This is a genomic window from Armatimonas sp., assembly GCF_031410135.1.
Classification (GTDB): domain Bacteria; phylum Armatimonadota; class Armatimonadia; order Armatimonadales; family Armatimonadaceae; genus Armatimonas.
In genome coordinates, this window is sequence record NZ_JANNYP010000689.1 from 1 (window position 1) to 19485 (window position 19485).

At 59.7% G+C, this 19485-nt stretch carries 18 protein-coding genes; 8 read left to right on the forward strand and 10 right to left on the reverse strand.

Features of this window, described 5'->3' with window-relative positions; translation table 11 throughout:
• The 4 genes from RMO15_RS25145 to RMO15_RS25160 all read left to right on the forward strand — a co-directional run.
• Positions 1-1419 (forward strand): alpha-L-rhamnosidase C-terminal domain-containing protein (locus tag RMO15_RS25145; RefSeq protein ID WP_309719155.1); only part of this gene is annotated, 1419 nt, incomplete at its 5' end.
• Between the two features lie 33 nt (positions 1420-1452).
• On the forward strand, positions 1453-1989 hold the full coding sequence (locus RMO15_RS25150) for a sigma-70 family RNA polymerase sigma factor (protein WP_309719252.1): 537 nt from the start codon (positions 1453-1455) through the stop codon (positions 1987-1989).
• Complete coding sequence (locus tag RMO15_RS25155) at positions 1990-3594, forward strand: hypothetical protein (protein WP_309719159.1); 1605 nt, start codon at positions 1990-1992, stop codon at positions 3592-3594.
• Positions 3595-3639: 45 nt separating this feature from the next.
• Positions 3640-4641, forward strand: coding sequence for a tetratricopeptide repeat protein (locus RMO15_RS25160; protein WP_309719163.1), 1002 nt, complete (start codon positions 3640-3642; stop codon positions 4639-4641).
• Here the strand turns inward: RMO15_RS25160 and RMO15_RS25165 are convergent.
• Positions 4598-5449, reverse strand: coding sequence for a PHP domain-containing protein (locus RMO15_RS25165; protein ID WP_309719166.1), 852 nt, complete (start codon positions 5447-5449; stop codon positions 4598-4600). The genes RMO15_RS25160 and RMO15_RS25165 overlap by 44 nt on opposite strands.
• Positions 5450-6367: an RNA polymerase sigma factor RpoD/SigA gene (locus RMO15_RS25170; RefSeq protein ID WP_309719167.1), complete on the reverse strand. Its 918-nt coding sequence runs from the start codon at positions 6365-6367 to the stop codon at positions 5450-5452. It lies immediately after the preceding gene.
• A gap of 126 nt (positions 6368-6493) precedes the next feature.
• Between RMO15_RS25170 and RMO15_RS25175 the strand changes: the two genes are divergently transcribed.
• Together RMO15_RS25175 and RMO15_RS25180 are read left to right on the forward strand one after the other, a co-directional pair.
• Positions 6494-7417, forward strand: coding sequence for a tyrosine-type recombinase/integrase (locus RMO15_RS25175; protein WP_309719169.1), 924 nt, complete (start codon positions 6494-6496; stop codon positions 7415-7417).
• Complete coding sequence (locus RMO15_RS25180) at positions 7371-7940, forward strand: 5-formyltetrahydrofolate cyclo-ligase (RefSeq protein WP_309719172.1); 570 nt, start codon at positions 7371-7373, stop codon at positions 7938-7940. The genes RMO15_RS25175 and RMO15_RS25180 overlap by 47 nt, the downstream gene beginning before the upstream one ends.
• On the opposite strand, the gene RMO15_RS25185 is transcribed toward RMO15_RS25180, so the two are convergent.
• From RMO15_RS25185 to RMO15_RS25195, 3 genes are all read right to left on the reverse strand, one after another.
• A complete protein-coding gene (locus RMO15_RS25185) occupies positions 7898-9397 on the reverse strand; it encodes a flippase activity-associated protein Agl23 (RefSeq protein WP_309719175.1) in 1500 nt (499 codons plus the stop codon). The two genes, RMO15_RS25180 and RMO15_RS25185, sit on opposite strands and share 43 nt — an antisense overlap.
• The gene (locus RMO15_RS25190; protein ID WP_309719178.1) at positions 9394-10125 is read right to left on the reverse strand and encodes a hypothetical protein; all 732 of its coding nucleotides are present in this window, start codon (positions 10123-10125) and stop codon (positions 9394-9396) included. The genes RMO15_RS25185 and RMO15_RS25190 overlap by 4 nt, the downstream gene beginning before the upstream one ends.
• A gap of 92 nt (positions 10126-10217) precedes the next feature.
• Complete coding sequence (locus RMO15_RS25195; RefSeq protein ID WP_309719181.1) at positions 10218-11660, reverse strand: Gfo/Idh/MocA family oxidoreductase; 1443 nt, start codon at positions 11658-11660, stop codon at positions 10218-10220.
• A gap of 238 nt (positions 11661-11898) precedes the next feature.
• Between RMO15_RS25195 and RMO15_RS25200 the strand changes: the two genes are divergently transcribed.
• Positions 11899-12981, forward strand: a complete 1083-nt coding sequence (locus RMO15_RS25200; RefSeq protein ID WP_309719183.1) for a redoxin domain-containing protein — start codon at positions 11899-11901, stop codon at positions 12979-12981.
• Between the two features lie 50 nt (positions 12982-13031).
• On the opposite strand, the gene RMO15_RS25205 is transcribed toward RMO15_RS25200, so the two are convergent.
• From RMO15_RS25205 to RMO15_RS25220, 4 genes are all read right to left on the reverse strand, one after another.
• Positions 13032-14297, reverse strand: coding sequence for a DUF1080 domain-containing protein (locus RMO15_RS25205; protein ID WP_309719186.1), 1266 nt, complete (start codon positions 14295-14297; stop codon positions 13032-13034).
• Between the two features lie 15 nt (positions 14298-14312).
• Positions 14313-15947, reverse strand: a complete 1635-nt coding sequence (locus tag RMO15_RS25210; RefSeq protein ID WP_309719189.1) for a formate--tetrahydrofolate ligase — start codon at positions 15945-15947, stop codon at positions 14313-14315.
• Between the two features lie 129 nt (positions 15948-16076).
• Positions 16077-16787 carry an orotidine-5'-phosphate decarboxylase gene (pyrF, locus tag RMO15_RS25215; protein WP_309719192.1) on the reverse strand — a complete coding sequence of 237 codons (711 nt, stop codon included), beginning with the start codon at positions 16785-16787 and terminating at the stop codon, positions 16077-16079.
• Complete coding sequence (locus tag RMO15_RS25220) at positions 16784-18295, reverse strand: glycosyltransferase family 39 protein (protein ID WP_309719195.1); 1512 nt, start codon at positions 18293-18295, stop codon at positions 16784-16786. The genes pyrF and RMO15_RS25220 overlap by 4 nt, the downstream gene beginning before the upstream one ends.
• A gap of 76 nt (positions 18296-18371) precedes the next feature.
• Here RMO15_RS25220 and RMO15_RS25225 point away from each other — a divergent pair, with 76 nt between their 5' ends.
• Positions 18372-19016 (forward strand): DUF4476 domain-containing protein, encoded by a 645-nt coding sequence (locus RMO15_RS25225; RefSeq protein WP_309719199.1) that lies wholly within the window; start codon positions 18372-18374, stop codon positions 19014-19016.
• 61 nt (positions 19017-19077) lie between these two features.
• Here RMO15_RS25225 and RMO15_RS25230 read toward each other — a convergent pair whose 3' ends face one another.
• Positions 19078-19476, reverse strand: coding sequence for a hypothetical protein (locus tag RMO15_RS25230; protein WP_309719205.1), 399 nt, complete (start codon positions 19474-19476; stop codon positions 19078-19080).
• Between the last annotated feature and the right edge of the window lie 9 nt (positions 19477-19485).

Genomic DNA, 19485 nt, shown 5'->3' on the forward strand with positions numbered 1-19485 from the left:
ACCCTGCTCTCGTCCCGTGAGCGCGTGCTGGTGCCAACCCCCAAGGCTCCGTTTGCGCCTAGTGTCCGCCGAGGAGCCGTGCAAGTTCCCCCTGGCTACGACGATGTCCTGCCGTTTCGTGCCATCGAGGTCGAGGGCTGGCCGGGTGAGTTCAAGCCCGAGCACACTCGTATTAAAGCTCTGCATAGCACCTTCGATGACAAAGCCGCCGCGTTTTCTTGCTCCGATAAGACCCTCAACGATGTCTGGAAGCTCTGTCAGCACACGCTCAAGGCCACCAGCTTTCTGGGAGTCTCGATTGACGGCGAGCGTGAGCGCACGGCCTACGAAGCGGATGCCTATCTCGCGCAGCTGGGCCACTGCCTGATGGAGCGCGACTGGGCGCTCTATCGGCACACGCTGGAGCTTTTGCTCACCTACAGCACCTGGCCAACCGAGTGGGCGCACCACCTGATTCTCATGGCGGAGGCCGACTGGGAGTTCACGGGCGACACTGCCTTCGTGGCGCGAATCTGGGATCGCTTAGACCGCAAGCTACTGCGTCAAAAAGCCCGCCCGGATGGTTTGCTGGTGGCAGGCGCAATCGTGGACTGGCCCCAGGCGGAGCGCGACGGCTTTGGCGGCGGCATGCCCGCCACCGATGACCGCAAGATGGCCGGACCGATGGTCAATAGTGTGGCCAATGCGTTCTACTGGCACGCGCTGATGGGCATGGCTCGTCTCGCCAAAGCCATCGGGAAAGTGGGCGACTACGCGCAGGAGGCCGAGCGGGTCCGCAAAGCCTATTTAGCAGCCTTCTTGGACACTACACGCGGCGTCTTTATAGATGGCGAAGGCAGCACACATACCTCGCTCCACGCCAATCTTTTCCCACTTGCCTTTGGTCTCGTCCCCGATGCCAACCGATCCACCGTCGTGACCTTGCTCAAGTCCAAGGGCATGGCGTGCAGTGTCTACGCCGCACAGTATCTCTTGGAGGCATTTTTCGCCGAAGGCGAGGCGGAGACAGCTGTCAAGCTCATGCTCGCACCCGGTGAGCGCTCGTGGCGGCACATGCTAGAGATGGGGGCCACGATGACCGCTGAGGCCTGGGATGCCAAGTTCAAGCCGAATCTTACCTTCAGCCACGCCTGGGGTTCTGCGCCCGCCAATCTTATTCCTCGTGGCCTCTTTGGTCTCGAAGCGCTGGAGCCTGGCTACGGGAAGATCGCGCTAGCTCCTCAGACCGGCGGCTTAGAGTGGGCCAAGCTCACGGTTCCGACCATCCGAGGTCCCCTCAAGCTCGCCTTCGACACACGGCGCGGTGGCTTTGCCTTTGAAGTCGAGCTTCCCGGCAATGTCACCGCCGAAGTCACCCTTCCTGGCGAGAAGATGCCCCGAACTCTCGGGCCGGGGAAACATAAACTCTCGCCGCGTTAGATTTCGACTGCTTCCTCCGATGAGAGGGTTGTGATGCTCTTTCGCAAGCCGCAGACGACGGCAGATGTGCTTCGTACCCGCTATCTGGGCACGGTGCTCTCCTACGTCGCGACCCGTGTAGGAACGGATGCGGCGGAGGATATCACGGCGGAAGTCTTTGGGGCGGCGTTTCGGGCGCTCTCTCGCTGCCCGGCTCCCGCACCCCACGGCTCAGAGCACGATCCCGCACGGGCCTGGCTCTTTGGGATTGCACGTCACAAAGTCGCAGATCACCTGCGCCGCCCTAAAAACCGTGAAACCCTCCCGCTCCCAGAGTCGCTGCTCGCACCCGGCGGGCCTGAGGCAAGTATGGAGAGGGCGGAGACAGCGCGGGCGCTCCGGTGCGTGTTGGAGGCGCTTCCTGAGCTTCAGAAAGAGGCGCTCTTGCTCAAGTATGTCGAGCAGCTCAGCCTTGCGGAGATTGCACTCGCGCTGGGAAAGTCCGAGACGGCGATCTCACAGCTTCTCTACCGTGCCCGACAGAGCGCTCGTGAGCACGGCAAAGCCTATTTTTACCCGGAGGAAATCTAAATGAACCTCGATACCCCCGATTTTGATGACGATAAAGCCTTTCAGAAAGCACTCCCAACGCTACGCATCGCTCCCACGCCCAGTGCTGAACTGGAGGCAAGAGTGCAGGCACTGGAAGGAAAACGCAAGCCGCGTCGCACGCTGGTGCTGGGGCTCACGCTGGGGGGACTCGCCGCAGCAGGAGCACTGGTGGGTGTCGTTCTTGCCCCACGCATCGCCCTGGCGCAAGCTCTCACCGAGGCAGAGAAGCACCTCCGTGATGGCAGCCTGCACTCGACGATGACCTGGATTTTCGAGGGGAAGCCACGGATCCGGCAAGAGACCTGGATTGTCCCTGGCAAGCGGCGCACCGAGCATGACATCTCCGGTCAGCCTGTGCTGATTTCCCTGGAGACAGAGAGTAAGTACTGGCTCTACCAGCCCGAGATCAAGGTCGCTACCTGGCAGATAAGCGAGGGATTCCTAAAGCAGGAGCTTGCGCAAAGTGGTGCCGAGATTCAGACACTCCAAGAGGCGGGCGTGCGACTGCTGAGGCGTCCTGTGGGAGTGCAGGATGAGGGGGAGATAACCCGTGCGGGGCGGCGCTTTCGTTGCTTTTCACAGCCGCAAGAGGCCGATGGATTCTTGCTTCGCGGCAAGAGCTGCCGCTCTTTGGCTTGGGTCGATCTGGCCCAGAAGCGCCTAGACCGCGTCGAACTCCAGATGAAGCGGCAGGAGACATGGGAGACGCGGGTGCAGCTTGACTACCACTGGGAGCGCCCCTTTCCTGAAGAGCTTTTTAGCACCAAGTTTCCGGGAGCTAAAATCTACGAGCTGGATCGGTTTGGTCAGGAGGCAGGCAGGCACTTTGCCAAGCCGCTGGCGGTTCAGAAATTCGCCAGCCGCACGATTGCCCTGCGCGATGTTCAAGTAAATGCCGAGGGTGATGTCTTCGTGCTCTTCACCGATGGCGCACGCCCTGAAAAGCCCCATGCAGAGGCAAGTGTTCTGAGCAAGCTGACGGACTCACGGGGGACGCGCTACGCCGGGACGATCGGAGCGATGGAGCCCTTTATGGAGGTCAGCAATGGCAAAGACCGGGGGCTGACCGTGGGAGGAGAGATGGTTCAGGGAGCATGTTTCACTCACGCAATGCCACTTGACAAGCCCTGGAAACCCCGTACATTTCAGATTCATATGCACTTTAATGAGCTGATTGGTAAGAAGTATTATACGCGCTATGCGAAGTTCTCCGTATCCGTCACGCGCCCGAAAACACCACTTCTGCCCGACTATGCAACAGCGCTGCGCGTACTCTCCTTACCGGGTGGAGAAAAGATGCGTTTTGAGAAAGATCGGGACTCGGGACGGCAGTCTCATGCCTGGAACGAGCGGCGCTGGGCAGAGCTACTTACGCTCACTCGGCAGAGCCTCAAGCGCTACCCCGATGAATTCTGGCCACGTCTCTATCAAGTACAGGCACTGCGACATCTCGGACGGCTCTCTGAGGCTCGCATGGCGCTCAATAAACTCTTACCGGAGGCCGGGTTTAACCAGCGTGAAGCTGAGGAAGAGGCCTCGAAGCTGCGCCGGGCAGAGCAGGGGAAGCCGGAACCTGGGGATTGAGCGGGTTTTGGGAACATTCCTGGCGCTTCTGTCGTAGACTGAGACATGACACGAGTGTGGGGATGGGCTCTGGTGCTAGGACTGGTAGGCTGCGTGGTGGGCTGCGATGCCGTGCCACTGACCGCGCCGCTTTGGAGCGAGGCGGAGCGCCGTGACGAGGCAAGCCGCTATCTAACGGAGGGACTACGTGCGATAGAAGAGGGGGATCAGGAGCGAGCGGATCGTCTTCTGCAGCTTGCGGTCACCCTTCAAGAGGATGAAGCCGAGGGGATTGTCATGGTCGCACAGCAGCTTCAGGAGAGAGGCCTCACCGATAAGGCGGCGATGCTCCTCAAGAACGCTCTGGAGGAGCCACCGTCCCGTAACGACCCGTATGTTTTGGGGGCGCTGGCACGGATGTACCAGACCCTAGACTACCAAAAAGAGGCACAGGAGAGTCAGAAGCAAGCGGAGGAACTTGTCAAAGAAGTCCAGAATCGAAGCACTGCCTCTTTTCCTGACGACTCTCCTACTCGACTGGAGACCATTCGGGAGCTTCTAGGCGCGGGACGCTATTGTGAGGAGTTTGGAAATGACTCAGAAAAGGCCGTGACCCTTCTGCGAGCGGCGGTGGCTCTGGAGCCTGGCTACCCGCATCCGCGTGCCTCCCTTGACTTGCGGGCCATGAGCCTCTTGGGAACTACCCTGGCGTACCATCCGACCCTTGCAGAGGATCGCAATGAGAGTATCCGACTGACACGGACGGCGGCTCAAGAAGCTCCTCAGAGTGTCTCGTATCTTCATGCCTATGGCTTTGCTCTGCTGCAAAAAGGGGATCTAAGTGGGGCGAGGCGGGTGCTACGCGAGGCGGCGAACCTGGATACGGACAATGCGGAGGTGCATTTTCATCTGGGGCAGACCTACACACGTCAGGGACTCTACAGTCAGGCCGCAATGGAGCTAGATCGGGCTCTGGTACTGCGGCCCCAGCATACCGGTGCGGCGGCGGCTCTAAAGACGCTGCCTAAGCCACTGCCAGCGCTCGCAAGCGACTCGGAAGAAGAGTAAGCTCCAGCGGCTGACCATAGCGGACAACTCCAAGGGGGACATCGGGCTTGTTTGCTCCGTGAAAGTCGGAGCCACCGGTGACAAGCAGGCTTAATTTCTCCGCAAGCCGCAGGAAAAACGCCTCGTTGGCGGGGGTATAGCTGGAGTAGTAGGCCTCGATTCCGTCTAGGCCAAGCACTGCAAGCGCCCGAACACGGCTCTCGTGGGTCTCGTGCTGGGAGCGGCGGAGCAGACCGGGGTGAGCGAGAAAGCACAGGCCGCCTGCTTCGTGAACCAGTGCAATCGCCTCAGCAGGGCTGAGGGTTTCTTTCTCGACATTCGCCGCCGCCTCATCGCCGAGATAGCGGTCAAAGGCTTCTTTGGTATCCGTCACAGCTCCCTTGGCGACAAGCGTAGCGGCAAAGTGGGGGCGTCCGATATTGGCTCCCTGGGGCGCATGTGCCAAGACGTCGTCCATGGTGATCGCGACACCGAGCGCATTGAGCCGCCCGATGATCTTGGCATTGCGCTCGCGGCGGTTTTGCGAAAGCTGGCGTAGTGTCTCGATCAGGCGCGGGTAGTTCGGATCAATGCCAAGGCCCAGTAAGTGGCACTTTCCGGGAGGGCCTTCGGCGGAGAGCTCGACACCAGGCAGGAAGCTCATTCCTAGCCGCCGTGCTGTTGCAAGTGCCTCGGAAACACCGGCGGTGGTGTCATGGTCCGTGAGGGCGAGGAGGGAGATTCCAAGAGAGTGTGCCGCCTCGACGAGAGCTGTGGGAGTAAATGTCCCGTCGGAGGCGGTACTGTGGGTATGAAGATCGGCGGTCAATTACGCCTGGAAGAGATCTTTAAGACGGCCTTTGCGGGCCTCTAGCCGAAGCTTACGGAGCGCTTGTGCCTCGATCTGGCGAACGCGCTCGCGGCTGATGCAGAGCTCCTCCCCGATCTGGGAAAGAACGCAGCCCTCGTCACCATCGAAACCGAAACGCCGCCGCATGACGATGCGCTCACGTTCGTCGAGATCGTTGAGAATCTCTTCCAGCGTGTCACGAATCTCACTGCTGAGGAGGTAGTCCTGCGGATCAAGTGCATTCTTGTCCGTCAGAAGCGCTCCCAGCGGCGTGTTCTCTTCATCTCCGACAGGCAGATCCAGGGAGATCGGGTCCTGCGTGGTGTTCATCAGAGAGAGTACTTTACGCACCGGCATCCCGGCACGCTCCGCCAGATACTCCGTGCTGGGCTCTTGGCCAAGCTCACGGCGTAGCTCGATTCGAACCCTCTCCAGCTTACGTAGCGACTCGGAGATATGGGCAGGAATCCGGATGGACTTGGACTTATTGTCCACTGCGCGACCAATGGCCTGCCGAATCCACTGGGTGGCATAGGTAGAGAAGCGAAAGCCTCGAGTCGGGTCGTAGCGCTCGGCAGCCGTCATGAGGCCGATCGCACCTTCCTGGACTAAATCCTCGAAGGGAATCCCCGACGAGCGATATGCTTTCGCAATAGAGACCACGAGGCGCATGTTGGCCTCAACGAGAGTAGCACGAGCGCGGGCACCTTCCAGCCCACCTTTGCTGATCTTATTTGCAAGCCGAATCTCTTCCTCATGGGTAAGTAGACCGGCACGGGTCAATCGGGTAACATACGAATGTCCATCGTCATGAAAGCCGAGTGTCTCGGGTGCTTTCAGACGCCCAATTACATTACGCGTCCGACTCTGTGTCTGTGTTTGTGGCATAATTGCCATCGCCTGACTGTCCTCCCTCACTACTTCCATCGGTTGTAAGGAAACCCCTTAACTGTCACAAGCCTGTGTGGTATTTCACCTGTGCACTTGCACATTCCTTCTTTTTTTCGTAAGACAGGTAAAAATATGTTAGCCAATCTTGACTTACTCCGTGATAGTTTTTTAGACCATCTCCGCACGGTTCGTCGTGCTTCACCGCATACCTTGCGTGCCTATGCGGAAGACCTACGCCAGTTCTGTGCCTGGGGGGAAGAAAGTGAAAAAGAACTTACTCCTGAGAGTGTGCGCTCCTACGTGGCGAGCCTGACTCTGGAGCGAAAACTGGCAAAAACAACCGTGGCACGGAAAGCGGCGGCACTCCGGGCCTTTTTCAAGTACCTCCAGCGTCAGGGAGTCATTGTACGTTCCCCCGCCCAGGATCTCCAGACTCCCAAACGGCCTCAGACGCTTCCCCGTGCTCTCACAGAGGAGACGGTGGCAGCGCTCCTTACCTTTCCCGAGAGTGCTCGTGACCGGGCGATTTTAGAGACTCTCTATGCAGGAGGGCTTCGTGCCAGTGAGCTGGTCGCCTTGGACTTAGACGACTTGACCTTCGACTCCGAAAACGGGGAAGGAGAGTTACGGCTCCGCAGGGGCAAGGGCAATAAAGAGCGCATTGCCCTACTGGGGCGGCCCGCAGTCGTGGCTCTCCAGACCTACCTCGGCACGGAGCGCACGACACTGGCGAGCCAAGCGAAGAGCGCGAAGCCGACCCGTGCGGTTTTTCTGAATCGCTTTGGCTCACGGCTCTCCGATCGTGCGGTGCGGCGGCTCTTCGACAGCGCTTGTGGAACGATCTCCGCGACACACAAGCTCACACCCCACACGCTACGCCATAGTTTTGCCACGCACTTGCTGGACCACGGAGCCGACCTGCGGGTAGTGCAGGAGCTCCTGGGACATAGTGATCTCTCGACCACGCAGGTCTACACGCAGGTAAGCACCAAACGCCTAAAGGAGGTCTATGAGAAAGCCCATCCCCTTGCCCAACCCCAAAAGCCCCAAGAGTGAGTGGCGGCAGTGGGCGCTGGAAATGCGACAGCCACTAGATTTCCCCGCGCTCTCCGCAGAGCTTTGCCGAACGCTGGCTCCTTTACTCACCGACACTCAGCATCTCTTGCTCTATGCCGCCACAGAGTGGGAGCTAGATCTTCTGGCGCTGGCGCAGTTACCAGGGAAACAGTACTATCTGCCACGCTGCGCCCCGAAGCGTCGGCTGGCGATCCATGCGTACCCGTGTCCGTTGGTGACAAGCCGCTTTGGGATTCGAGAGCCTGAGGCAAGTGTGCCCGAGGTCTCGCCAGAGCTTCTGGACCTGGTGGTCGTCCCTGCGCTAGTTCTCGACGAGCGCGGCTTTCGCTTGGGCTACGGGGGGGGCTACTACGACAGGTTCCTGCCGCTCCTGCGCAAAGACTGCCGTACGATTGGTATCGCTCCCTTTATCGTCCCCGAGCTTCCCACCGATCCGTGGGATGTCCCCGTTGGAGAAATCTATTCTTCTTCGTCGTCGCGGGGGGGATGGAGCTTGCGGTAGTTCTCCCAGAGAGACTTTTCAACGAGGAGATTGTAGAAGACACCCAGGCGCAGGCCGTGCATGCCCTTGACTTCGTGCCCCGGCAGGCGCTCCAGAGCAGGCTCTTCGTAGCGTGGCGAGACGAGAAGCACCGGAGCCGTGACATCGTCGGGGAGCTGGCCTGTGTAGTAGCCGATATTGTCCAGCTTGCGTAGGTACCAGGGGATGGGCCAGTAGTAGCCATCGCGCGAGACTACTTTGACGACCATCTTGTCGCCTGTGGGATGGGTCTGCGCTAGCCCCTCCATCCGTGTCTTCAACTCCGAGATACCCGGCAGAGTCGGGGAGTAGACATAGGGGTTTTTGGTGTCGCTAAAGTACACAAAGCTGGTCTGGTACGAGAGCCAGCCCAGGTGTGCCGTGCCCAAGAGCAGTCCAAGCACGACGAAGGCTTTGGCGACTTTATGGCGTGCCCGCTCGATCAGGCCCACCGCTCCCATTCCCGCCAAGACAATCAGTGGTGCCAGGAAATTCAGTCCGCACCAGGGGGTCTTGTAGGGAATCACGGTGTAGATCAGCATGAGAAGAAGCGCCAGCACAACCACGAACTTTCCTGCCTCCGTACGCCTGCCCAAGAGGGCACCGAAAAACGCAAGTAGCAGAATAAATCCCTCGCTCCAGAGAGGGCGACCCGGTTGCGGGTGCCAGAAGAAGCGCTCGAGGTAGTCGTACCAAGGATGCGCATGAAGTGCCTCGCCACCCCCGCCCGCACGGTTGAGCCAGGGCAGGTAGGTCTTGAGGTAGCCCAGTGGGCCAGTTGGGTTGCTGAAAAAGCCGGAGAGCACCAGATACGAGCTGGCAAGCGCGATCCCCGAGCCGACCAGAAGCGCACGCCACGGGAGCTTTTTCGCGCTCCCTCGTGCGATCAGCCAGGCGACCCCTGCGGCGAAAAATGTCAGAATCGCGGTCTCTTTGGTGGCGATCATGAGCCCCGCGAAGAGCCCAGCTAAGATAGCCTGCTGGCGGGCGGCAAACGCGAGAAAGAGCAGGGTAAAAACAACCAGAAAGACTTCCTGGATAAAGTAGCGGCTGTAGAAAACAAAAGCAGGGGAGAGAGCAAAAAACAGCCCGCCCCAGAGTAGTACCGACGAGTTTAAGTGCTTACGAAAAAGAAGGAGCAGGGGAGCCAGAGCCGCGCCTAGGATCGCCACCCCGCCCCGGAGATCCGCCTCGGTGAGCGAGCCAAAGGTCTTGTGGCCACTGGCAGCGACAACGGGGAGTGCGGCGTAGTAGATCGTCGGGCCATGAAACTCGTTGGGGTCGTAGCGGTAGCTTTTTTGCTCCCACAGCTCCCGGAACTTGGCCGCGTGAACCGCCTCATCCGCATGGAAAGGCCGGTTCCCAAGCTTCGGGAACCGACCAACCAGAGCGAGTGCGAACAGAGCAAGCGCGACAACCCAAACAGAGCGCGTTGTCATCTACTTATGGGTAGGCCATAGACCTCAACTTCGGTGTAGCGATTGAGCGGGTCGGTGAAGGTGCTGCCACGGCTGTAGAAGCGGACATAGCGTGCCTTGGTCTTGTTGGCGGGAATCAGCTTGCCTTCGTTGGTCTCGACGTACTCTAGGTTCTTACCCGTCTCAAGCCCTTGGATGTTCGGAGTTTTCCCCTCGACTTTATCGGCCTTCGCGGTGTCGTCGTAGTCGTTGTTGAAGAGAGTGGTGACACCCGTCTTAAACTCCGCATCGCTGGAGACTTGGACAATCACATCGCGGAAGACAACAGGCTGCTCATGGAAGTGCCAGATCAAGATATAGGACAGCTCGGAGGTGGCTCCCAGATCCACTTGCACCCACTGGACACGTGGCTTGAGCTCCACTGTCGTGCCCGATGCGGCATCTTTATTTCCATCGGTGATCTGGGCGAGGGTACCGGAGTACGGGGCGTTGCTGGCGGTCACGGGCTTCTTCAGCGACAGATTAACCGTCCCCGCAGGAACCGTGGGAACCGGGCGTGCCTTCCCCAGAGGCTTCTCTAGGTGCGGGTTCTCCGCAAGATCGCCCGGAGTGCCGATAAAGTTGGGTTTGGGAAGCTTGAGGGGCAAGGGAACGGCATCCTGGGCCAGTGCGGCTCCGGCAAGAGTAAGCGCGATGATGCCCAAAACGGTGGAGCGTGAGCGTCGGGAAGCGCGGTGCGATGTATCCATGGAATGTAATTTCTCTTTCTCTATTTTAATATTTTAAGGGAGAGTGGCGGCCCACTCTGGGTATTTGGATACCAAAAGTGGGCCGAAAGTTTCTAGGCTTTTGGCAAGGTCCAGCCTTTTCGGTACTCGCGCTGGTAGCTCAGGTTCTTCATGGCCTTTGGATCGTTGGTGACGACCTCTTTGGCTGCATCCCAGTGCAGCACGTTTTGCGCCTGATAGGCCAGATTGGCTAGGTGGCAGATTGTGGTGGTCTTGTGCATGGAGGCGATATTAGCGCGCGTCGTGCCACGACTCTTGGTGCTGGCGATCAGCTCCGCCACGTGCGCCGGAAGCCCGGACATCTTCTGTCCCATGTCAATCGGGGCGGGTTTCTCGACCGGGTTACCTGCCGCATCAAAGATAGACCAGCCTGTACGGTCTACGAGAACACTGCCCTGGCTCCCAATAAAAAGGGCGCCATGATCGCGGCCCGTCGCGCCTGCCGCCGCCAGACCATTGGGGCCGGTCTTGGTATTGCCAACGTGCACTTCCCACTGGAGCATCCAGCCAGGGAACTCGATCAGCGCGATCTGGGTGTCCGGTGTGGTGCGGTCATCGTCGGCACCGCTGAAGAACTTGCCGCCCAGGCTCATGACTTTCGTGGGCATCACAAAATCATCGGTGGCGTTCATTCCCTGGAGCACGGTGTCGATCATGTGCACGCCCCAGTCGCCGGTCATGCCACCCGCGAAGTTGAAGTACCAGCGGAACTTGTAATGACAGCGGTTGTCCTGGTAGGGAACCATCGCCGCGGGACCAACCCAGAGGTCGTAGTCCAGCTCCGCGGGGATCGCTTTGGTTGTCTCTTTGCCCATCACGGCAGCGTTGGGGTCTTGGACTTTCCAGGCCCGGCAGAGGTTGATCTTGCCCAGCTTGCCCGAGCGGACATAGGCGGTGGCATCCAAAAACTGCTGGAGCGAGCGCTGCCAGGTTCCGACTTGCACAACGCGCTTGAGCTTGGTGGCATGATTGACCATCTGACGGCCCTCGACGATATCGTGGGAGATGGGCTTCTCCGTGAAGATATCTTTCCCCGCCTGAAAGGCGGAGATGGCGACAAGCGCGTGCCAGTGATCGGGAGTCGCGTTGATGACCAGGTCAATATCCTTGCGCTCTAGCAGCTTGCGGAAGTCCTTGATCTGCGCGGGTGCCTTGTCTGTTTTGTCTTCGACTGTAATGGCAGCCTTGCCCATGTGCTTGGCATCCGGGTCGCAGACAGCCACGACATTGACATCGGGGCGGGCAATAAATGTATTGAGGTTGCTCATGCCCTGGCCGCCGCAGCCGATTAGGGCAACATTGACTTTCTCTTGCGCCGAGACCCGCTTGGGCAGGAAGGCTTCTTCGCCGAAGTTCACGCCGTAGTCGTGGGCGGCACGGCCATTTTGTGCGCCATAGACCGGGGTCAGACCCGAGGCTCCCATCATCCCTAGCCCCAGTGCTGCTTGGCCCGCTCCAGAGAGCAGTCCGCGTCTTGTTATCTTCTCGTTATCCATATCGTTCTCCTCAGACGTTTTTAACGCCTAACAGGTTCACCAGCGGAACGAAAATCCCCTTCTTATGGTAACATTGTGAAAGGATTCACGAACTGCCGCCCCGTGAACGGGGCGTCTGGGTGGCGTGCCGCCGCAAAGCCCGTGCCGGGCTACCAGAGGCCAGCCCGGCACGGGCTTCACAGCGCGAAGCGCTACTCGACGCCTCGTTCACGGGGCGGCGTGACCTGGAGAAACTACCATGAGACGCATGCCTTCGATCAAAGCTTTACTCTTCACCCTCGCCGGAGTCTGGGCGGCGGCGGGGCTTGGGATCTACAGCCTCACGCGCTTAGACCACCAGCAGGATATTACGATGCTCCTGCCGCGCTCCCAGGCTCCGAGTTTTTCTCTACCAGACCAGAGTGGCAAGCTCCACGATCTCCGAGACTACGAGAAGCGCTCGGTGGCCCTGGCGTTTCTACCAGGCGATAGCGACGAAGTCCGGGGGGAGCTGCGCTCGCTGAAGAACGAGATGAAGCGCTTCGATAAGATCGGGGTGAAGGTCTTTGCCGTGGCCGCGATGGAGAAGGCGACCGCAAGGCAGCTCCATGAGAGCGAGCAGCTCAACTTTCCCATTCTCACCGATGTCGGTGGCAAGATCGGGCAGCAGTTTGGTGTCGCGCCAGGCCGCCCGTATGTCTCCTATGTGCTTGGCCCCGAGCGCAAAGTACTCTTGCCCATCGCGACGGTTCAGCCTAAAGAGCATGGAACGCAGCTTGTCGAGCTGGCCTCGTGCTTTTTCGACACCTTCGCCTCAGGAACCAACCCACTCATAGATAAGCCCGTCGCTGATGCGACCCTTCCGAGAGTAAATGGCAAGGGGACAGAGACGCTCTACAGTGACAAAAAACAAAAGGCGACGGTTCTGCTATTTCTCTCCGCCCGCTGCCCCTGCTCTGGTGGCTATGATGTGCGCAATCAAGCGCTCGCCGATGCCTACCAGTCCAAGGGTGTGCGCTTTGTCGCCATCAACTCCAGCGCCGATGAGACCGATGCGGAGATCGCCGCGCACGCGAAGGCCCATGGGTTTACGTTCCCCGTCCTGCGCGATGCTGACCATAAAATCGCTGACACACTCAATGCCCAAGTGACGCCGGAGGCCTTTGTGATGGATGCCCAGGGCATTCTTCGCTACCACGGGCGTATTGACGATAGCCGCGACGAGAAGACCATTCTTTCCCACGACCTGCGCAACGCCCTAGACTTCCTGGTCGCGGGCCAGAACCCAAAGGTAAAATCCACCACTCCGTTCGGTTGCTCAATCGCACGGCAGAAAAACTAAAAAGCCGTGCCTCTCTCATGAGCGAGGCACGGCTTGAAGGAGAGTCAGGGCTACGGCAGCTCTCTCACATAGATATTCTTGAAGTAGATCGGGTTTCCGTGGTGCTGGAGCTCGATCTGGCCGGTGGGGAAGATGGGGATCTTGCGGTCCCAGTAGTTCTCCAAAACAACGTTCTGCACCACCACCTTGCCATTGAGATAGATCGTCACGCGCTCCCCGACCATCAGGATACGAAACTCATTCCACTGCCCGACGGGGTTATCCGCCACTTGGGTCGGCTTGCTGGGGCTCTTCTGGTTATTATAAAGCCCGCCTGAGCCGACCTGCGCCCCGACATTGGTGAGCGCCGTGTCCCAGATCTGCACCTGTGGCGAGCCGCGCAAGTAAATCCCCGAGTCGCCGCCGGGGCCGATCTTCCAGCTCACAAGTAGCTCGAAGTTCTTGTAGTCTTTCGCGGTGCAGAGGCTGTCGTTCTTACCGTCGTAGGTCACCTCGCCATTGACGGCTTTCCAGTGCTCTAGTGCTTTCACCGTAGCCGCTTGCTCGGCGGTGGCGAGCGCATCCGGGGTCATCTTGGCGCGGGTGAGCGGGTTGCCCACGAGGCCCTTCCAGCCCTTGAGATCTTTCCCATTAAAGAGCGCCGTGAAGCCCTTGGGCGCGACATTGTCTTTGACGGGCTTGCTGGTGTCCTTGATCTCGATACTGCGAAACTCCACAAGCGAGCCGTGGCCCAGAAAGCCGATATGGCCTTTCTCACGGAGCATTCCCGGATGGGCTGCCAGTGTTGCCGGATCAGTGATGGTATTGAGATCGCAGTCCACGGTTTTCTTGCCGTTCACGATCACCTGGATGCGGCGGCCCGTGGCGATAATCTCCTCGCGGTTCCACTCGCCGGTGGGCTTGAGGGCACCACGCTTGGCGGCGGCGACTTTGTAGATCGAGCCGTGGTACTGACCCGGCTCCAGCTTCGCGTACATCGGGGCGGGGTCGTCGAGGACTTGCACTTCCATCCCCATATAGGCCGCATCACCCTGGAGCGGGGCACGGATCCCGACCCCATTGTTGCCGCCGGGGGAGAGCTTGAACTCAAACTTCAGGTGGAAGTCGGAGTACTCTTTCTCGGTGTAGAGGTTGCCGCCGCCATCGGCGGGGCAGGTCAGGACACCGTCTTTGGGAACATAGCCAGGGCCGTGTCCGCCGATAAGCTGCCAGCCAGTCAGGGTTTTGCCATCGAAGGCTTTCTCGAACTTTTGCGCCAGCACCGGAGAAGCGGCCAGGACGCACGCGGCTAGGGCCGCTAAGAATCGTCGTTGCATGGGCATGATTATAACCTACATTACCCCGGAAATTTCACCGGTATCGGAGAGAGACATGTCGAGAGCCGCAGGGCGCTTGGGCAAGCCGGGCATGGTGAGGAGTGCGCCGGCATAGACCACCACAAACCCCGCGCCCGCCGAGAGCTTGGCATCACGAATCGTGAGCGTGTGCCCCGTGGGGGCCGCCAGCTTGGTCGGATCGTCGGAGAACGAGTACTGAGTCTTGGCAATGCAGACCGGCAGGTTCCCAAAGCCGCGCTTGGTCAGATATGCGAGGCGGTTTCGAGCCGCCGGGAGAAACTCCACCGAGTCTGCGCGGTAGATCTCGCGTGCCACCGTCTCGATCTTCTTGCGCAGCGGCAGCTCGTCCGGGTAGAGCGGCGCGAAGTTAGCTTTCTCCGTGGCGAGTGTCTCCGTCACCAGTCGTGCCAGTGCCTCGCCGCCCTCACCGCCTGCTCCAAAGACATCCGAGAGCGACACCTTCAGACCATGTGCCTCGCAGAGCTTGGCAAGCGCTTCTTCTTCTCCCACGGTGTCCGTCGGAAAGCGATTGATGGCGATCACAACCGGCAGGCCAAACTTCTTGAGGTTCTCCGCGTGGCGTGCCAAATTCGAGAAGCCTGCCTCCAGTGCCGCTAAGTTCTCGGCCTTGAGCTGGTCTAGAGGAACGCCGCCGTGCATCTTCAGCGCCCGTAGCGTTGCCACTAAGACCACCATATCGGGCGCGAGCTCGGCCTGGCGCATCTTGATGTCCAGAAACTTCTCCGCCCCGAGATCCGCCCCAAAGCCTGCCTCGGTGACACACACCTCACCGAGTGCCAGCGCGAGCCGGGTGGCAATGACCGAGTTGCAGCCATGGGCGATATTGGCAAACGGCCCACCGTGGACGATCACCGGGTTGCCCTCGATGGTCTGGACTAAATTCGGCTTGAGCGCGTCCTTCAGCAGCACCGCCATCCCGCCCTCGGCCTGAATGTCGGCGGCGGTCACGGGCTCGTTGCTCTCGTCTGTGCCCACGACAATCCGCGCGAGCCGCTTCTTCAGGTCCGCGTAGCCCTCTGCTAGGCAAAGCGTCGCCATGACTTCACTGGCCGCCGTGATCTCGACGCCGGTCTCACGCGGTACGCCCTCGCTCTTGCCGCCGAGGCCCGTGATGAGCTTGCGCAAGGCCCGGTCGTTCATGTCTAAGCAGCGCTGAAAGCTGATCGTGCGCGGCTCCAGCCTCTTGGCGTTGCCTGCGATCAGGTAGTTGTCAATCATCGCCGCGAGGAGGTTATTGGCGGCAGTAATGGCGTGCATATCGCCCGTGAAGTGTAAATTTATCTGGTCGCTGGGCTCGATACGGGCCTTCCCGCCGCCGGTCGCGCCGCCTTTTACCCCAAAGACCGGCCCGAGCGACGGCTCCCGTAGCGCCGCGACTGCCTTCACGCCGATGCGATTGAGACCCATTGTCAGGCCAATCGTGGTCGTGGTCTTGCCCTCGCCTGCCGGTGTCGGGGTGATCGCGGTCACGAGCACTAATTTTCCCTGTGGCCTGCCCTTGCGCTTTTCCAGCACACTCAGAGGCAGCTTTGCGATCTGGCGGCCATACGGCTCAAACTCATCGTCGGTGAGGCCCAAGCTATGGGCGATTTCGGAAATCGGTTGCATGTGGGAATTATACCCTCCTCCCCCGCCCCTCCTCCCAATCCTGGGAGGAGGGGAGCCCGAAAGTTGCAAGGTGGGTCGGTCAAAGAGATTCCCCTCCCCAACCTGCCTCCGCAGGATTGGGAGGAGGGGCTAGGGGAGGAGGGAATTCGCGATGGCCTCGGCGGCGGCGCGGGGATCGCTGGCACCTGTGATGGCTCGCCCGATCACGAGGTAGTGAGCACCCGCTGCCACGGCGGCGGCAGGGGTGGCGACGCGCTTCTGGTCTTGTGCGCCTACACCAGCAGGACGGATGCCCGGGATCACGGTGATAAAGCCCTCGCCACAGGCGGCTCGAATGTCCTCTAACTCAAGTGGGCTAGAGACGACGCCATCCAATCCGCTGGCTTTTGCAAGCTCCGCGAGGTGCGTGACATGCTTGCTGACCGAGCCCGTGACCCGTAGCTCCGAGGACAGCGCGAGCTGATCTAGGCTTGTGAGAACCGTCACGCCGATGAGGAGCGGGGGAGTCTCGACGGAGTGCGCGGCCTCCGTTGCGGCCTCCATCATCGCTTTTCCGCCAGACGTGTGCACATTGACCATCCAGACACCGCGCTTGGCCGCCGCACGCACGGCCCCGGCGACGGTGTTGGGAATATCATGGAACTTGGCATCGTAGAAGATGCGCTCGATCCCGGCGTCGCGGAGCTTGTCAAAAATATCGAAACCTGCGGCATTGACGAGCTCTAGGCCCACTTTAACCCCGCCAATCGTGCCCGAGAGTTTCTGGGCGAGAGCCACGGCATCGGCGGCATTGTCGTAGTCGAGGGCGACGAGAATTCTGTCTTTAGGTTCTAGTATCATTTTGTAAAAATTACCACGGCTTGGTTGGGATAGATCATGTCAATCGGGAGCGGCTGGCAGGGTAGCCCAGCATAGTCTCGCGCACCCAACACGGGTAAGGGATGGGCAAAGACTGTTTTGTTGGGGTAGCGTGACGTGAGAGCCGCAAGGTAGGCGAGCGCTTGGGGATTTTTTGTTCGTACCGCTGTGGTGTACTCAATCTCCGACAGAGCGACGGCATCGGGCTGGGTTGCTTGCAGTAAGCTCGGGTCCCAGTCACGGCCCTCAGGCACGGCAAAGAGCCGCAGTGTCTCCGAGCTATTGGCGGCGCGTCGTGCGGCTGTGGGAATGGGGGCGGTGAGGATGGGATGGAGCGGCGGCGACCAGTACCACGGGCCGCGTGCAAATCCCACCGAAGCGACGCCTTTCTGCTTCAAAAACACTGCGGCTTCATCGCGCGGGTCAGAACCTGCCATCACCGAGCAGAGCGCGACTGAAAACGCGAGCGAGAGTGCTCCGCCGATGGCAATGAGAGGGGAGAGCTTTCTCGGGAGGCTCCCGATCAGCCAGCAGAGTGCCGGAAGAATCGGGAGCGCGTAGCGGGTGTACTGGTTGGCAGAGACACAGATCAGGAGCAAGTAGGGGAGCACAAACGCGAGCAGAATCACCTCTGTGCGCCCCCGAACGGCTAAGGCTCGCCCCAAGCCCACAACCCAGAGCGGCGATGCCAGCGCAAAAAGTAATCCCAGAGTCGGCCAATAGAGCGCCGCAAGCTGTCCCACAAAGTACTCGTCCGGGTTGCGGGAGTGCCTCAGCTCAGCGGTAAGCTGCTGCCAGAATGTTGGGAAGTTGATCAGCATGCCGGGACAGCCAACGAGAAAACCGAGAAGTGTAGCACTCAGGAGCAGGGCCAGTGGCTTTATCGTGCGTTTTTCGGAGAGCCACCACGCCGTGACCCCTGCTAGCAAGACAAGGCCCGCATTGTATTTCGTTGCCGCCGCTAGGCCCGCGAAGAGGCCACAAAGAAACAAACGGGGTTGGGTGAGGGCGCAAAACAGACTTGCCGTCACCCAGAACGTCGCGGGGACATCTACCGTGGCGAAGTGCCCGTGCTGAACCGCAAGTGGCGCGGTGGCGTAGAGAGTGGCTGCAAGCAAACCCACACCGGGCTTTTTCAGGCGCTTGCCGAGGATGAGGAGGAGGGCACAGGTACCGACTCCGTAGAGCACGGTGATTAGGCGCGCCATGAGCAGGTGGCTGGCCGAGGGGATGGTTGCATGGCCGATGCCCGTCGCTAAAAAAACAAAGCGATCTGTCATGGTCACCAGCGAGCCGTAGTTGTAGAAATGCGTGTCGAGGAGGCTCTGGCCCTCATGTACCAAGGCTGCCCCTAGAACCATGGACTCATCCGGGTGGTAGGAGAACGAGTGGGTACTATCGGGCAAGCCCCACGCAAGCCCCCAAACCCGCAAGACCAGTGCCAGAAACAATACCAGAGCAGGCAGGTAGCGGCGAAGCGAGGCAGACATACGGCTCTCAGTATACCGTTATCGTCACAGACATTCGGGGAAAAGCGTTGTATAACGGTAAGTAGGAAAGACGACAATGAAACAACAGATGAGCTTGGTTTTAGCAGCAGTGGTGAGTGTGGGAGTGCTGGTTCCCGTGTGGGCGCAGCAGAGCCGAGAGCGAGCACGCGCGGCATCGCCCGAGGGAATGGCACGTAACCTTTCGCTCGATCTAAGAGAAGCCCGTGAGCTGCTGGATCGGGTGATGAACAATCGCGTCAAAGACACAGGCGGAGCCCGTGAGCGTGAGACCCGCCGCGACAGCGACACGGAACGCCGTCGCCTGGAAGTACTACTGGAAAACGCGGAGCGCGATGCGCGTGAGCTAGAGCGCCAGCTGGGTTCGAGGCAAGGATCGGGCTTTATCCCGCCGACAGATCGTAACTCGAGCCGCCAAGCGATGCGGGATGCGGATTTTGAACTGGTGGTCTTTTCGGTGCGTCGCGCCAAGACGGCCCGTGACGAGATGCAGATCGTCCGTCAGCTTGCCGCGCAGCAGTGGATCAGTACGAACCAGCTTCGAGACTTGCTTAAAGTGGTGGATCAGCCGAGCGACCAGGAGGAGACCGCGTTTCTGCTCTACCAGCGCCTGAGCGACATTAGCCGGTTCTATACCATCCGCGATTCGTTCAAATCATCCAGCTCCTGGCAGACTGTCTGCCAGCGCCTCGGGATTCGATAAGGCCTTCCTCGGTGAATCCCTCCTCCCCCGCCCCTCCTCCCGTTATCGGGAGGAGGGAGTTTTAGAGTTGGATAGTTTCGCCCACATTGAGTGTGATGGGGAAGCGGCTCGTGCTGCTGCTCGAAAAGCCAGGCCGTGTCTCACTTCGTCGTTTTTCCACATCAATGTTGAGAGAGCCTGTCGCGGCAGGAAACGCTCGGACCAGTCTTGGCTGGTTTGTTGTGGGATAACAAGAAACGGTAAGGGTATGGCCATCCCAGTTAAGTTTTGCTGATTCTGTGTCCTTCACCATAAAAGCCAGTGGTTGCTCGTGGAACTTAAAGCTCATGGAGGCATTCACAGTAGATCGCTTTATGACTTTATGGCAGGATATAGAATCGGGCTTGGGTAGGCTTAAACCTGCCCAGATTGCGGTGGCAGTGATGACTCCTGCCGCTGTCCAGAGAACCGATTTCTTCATAGCTAAACT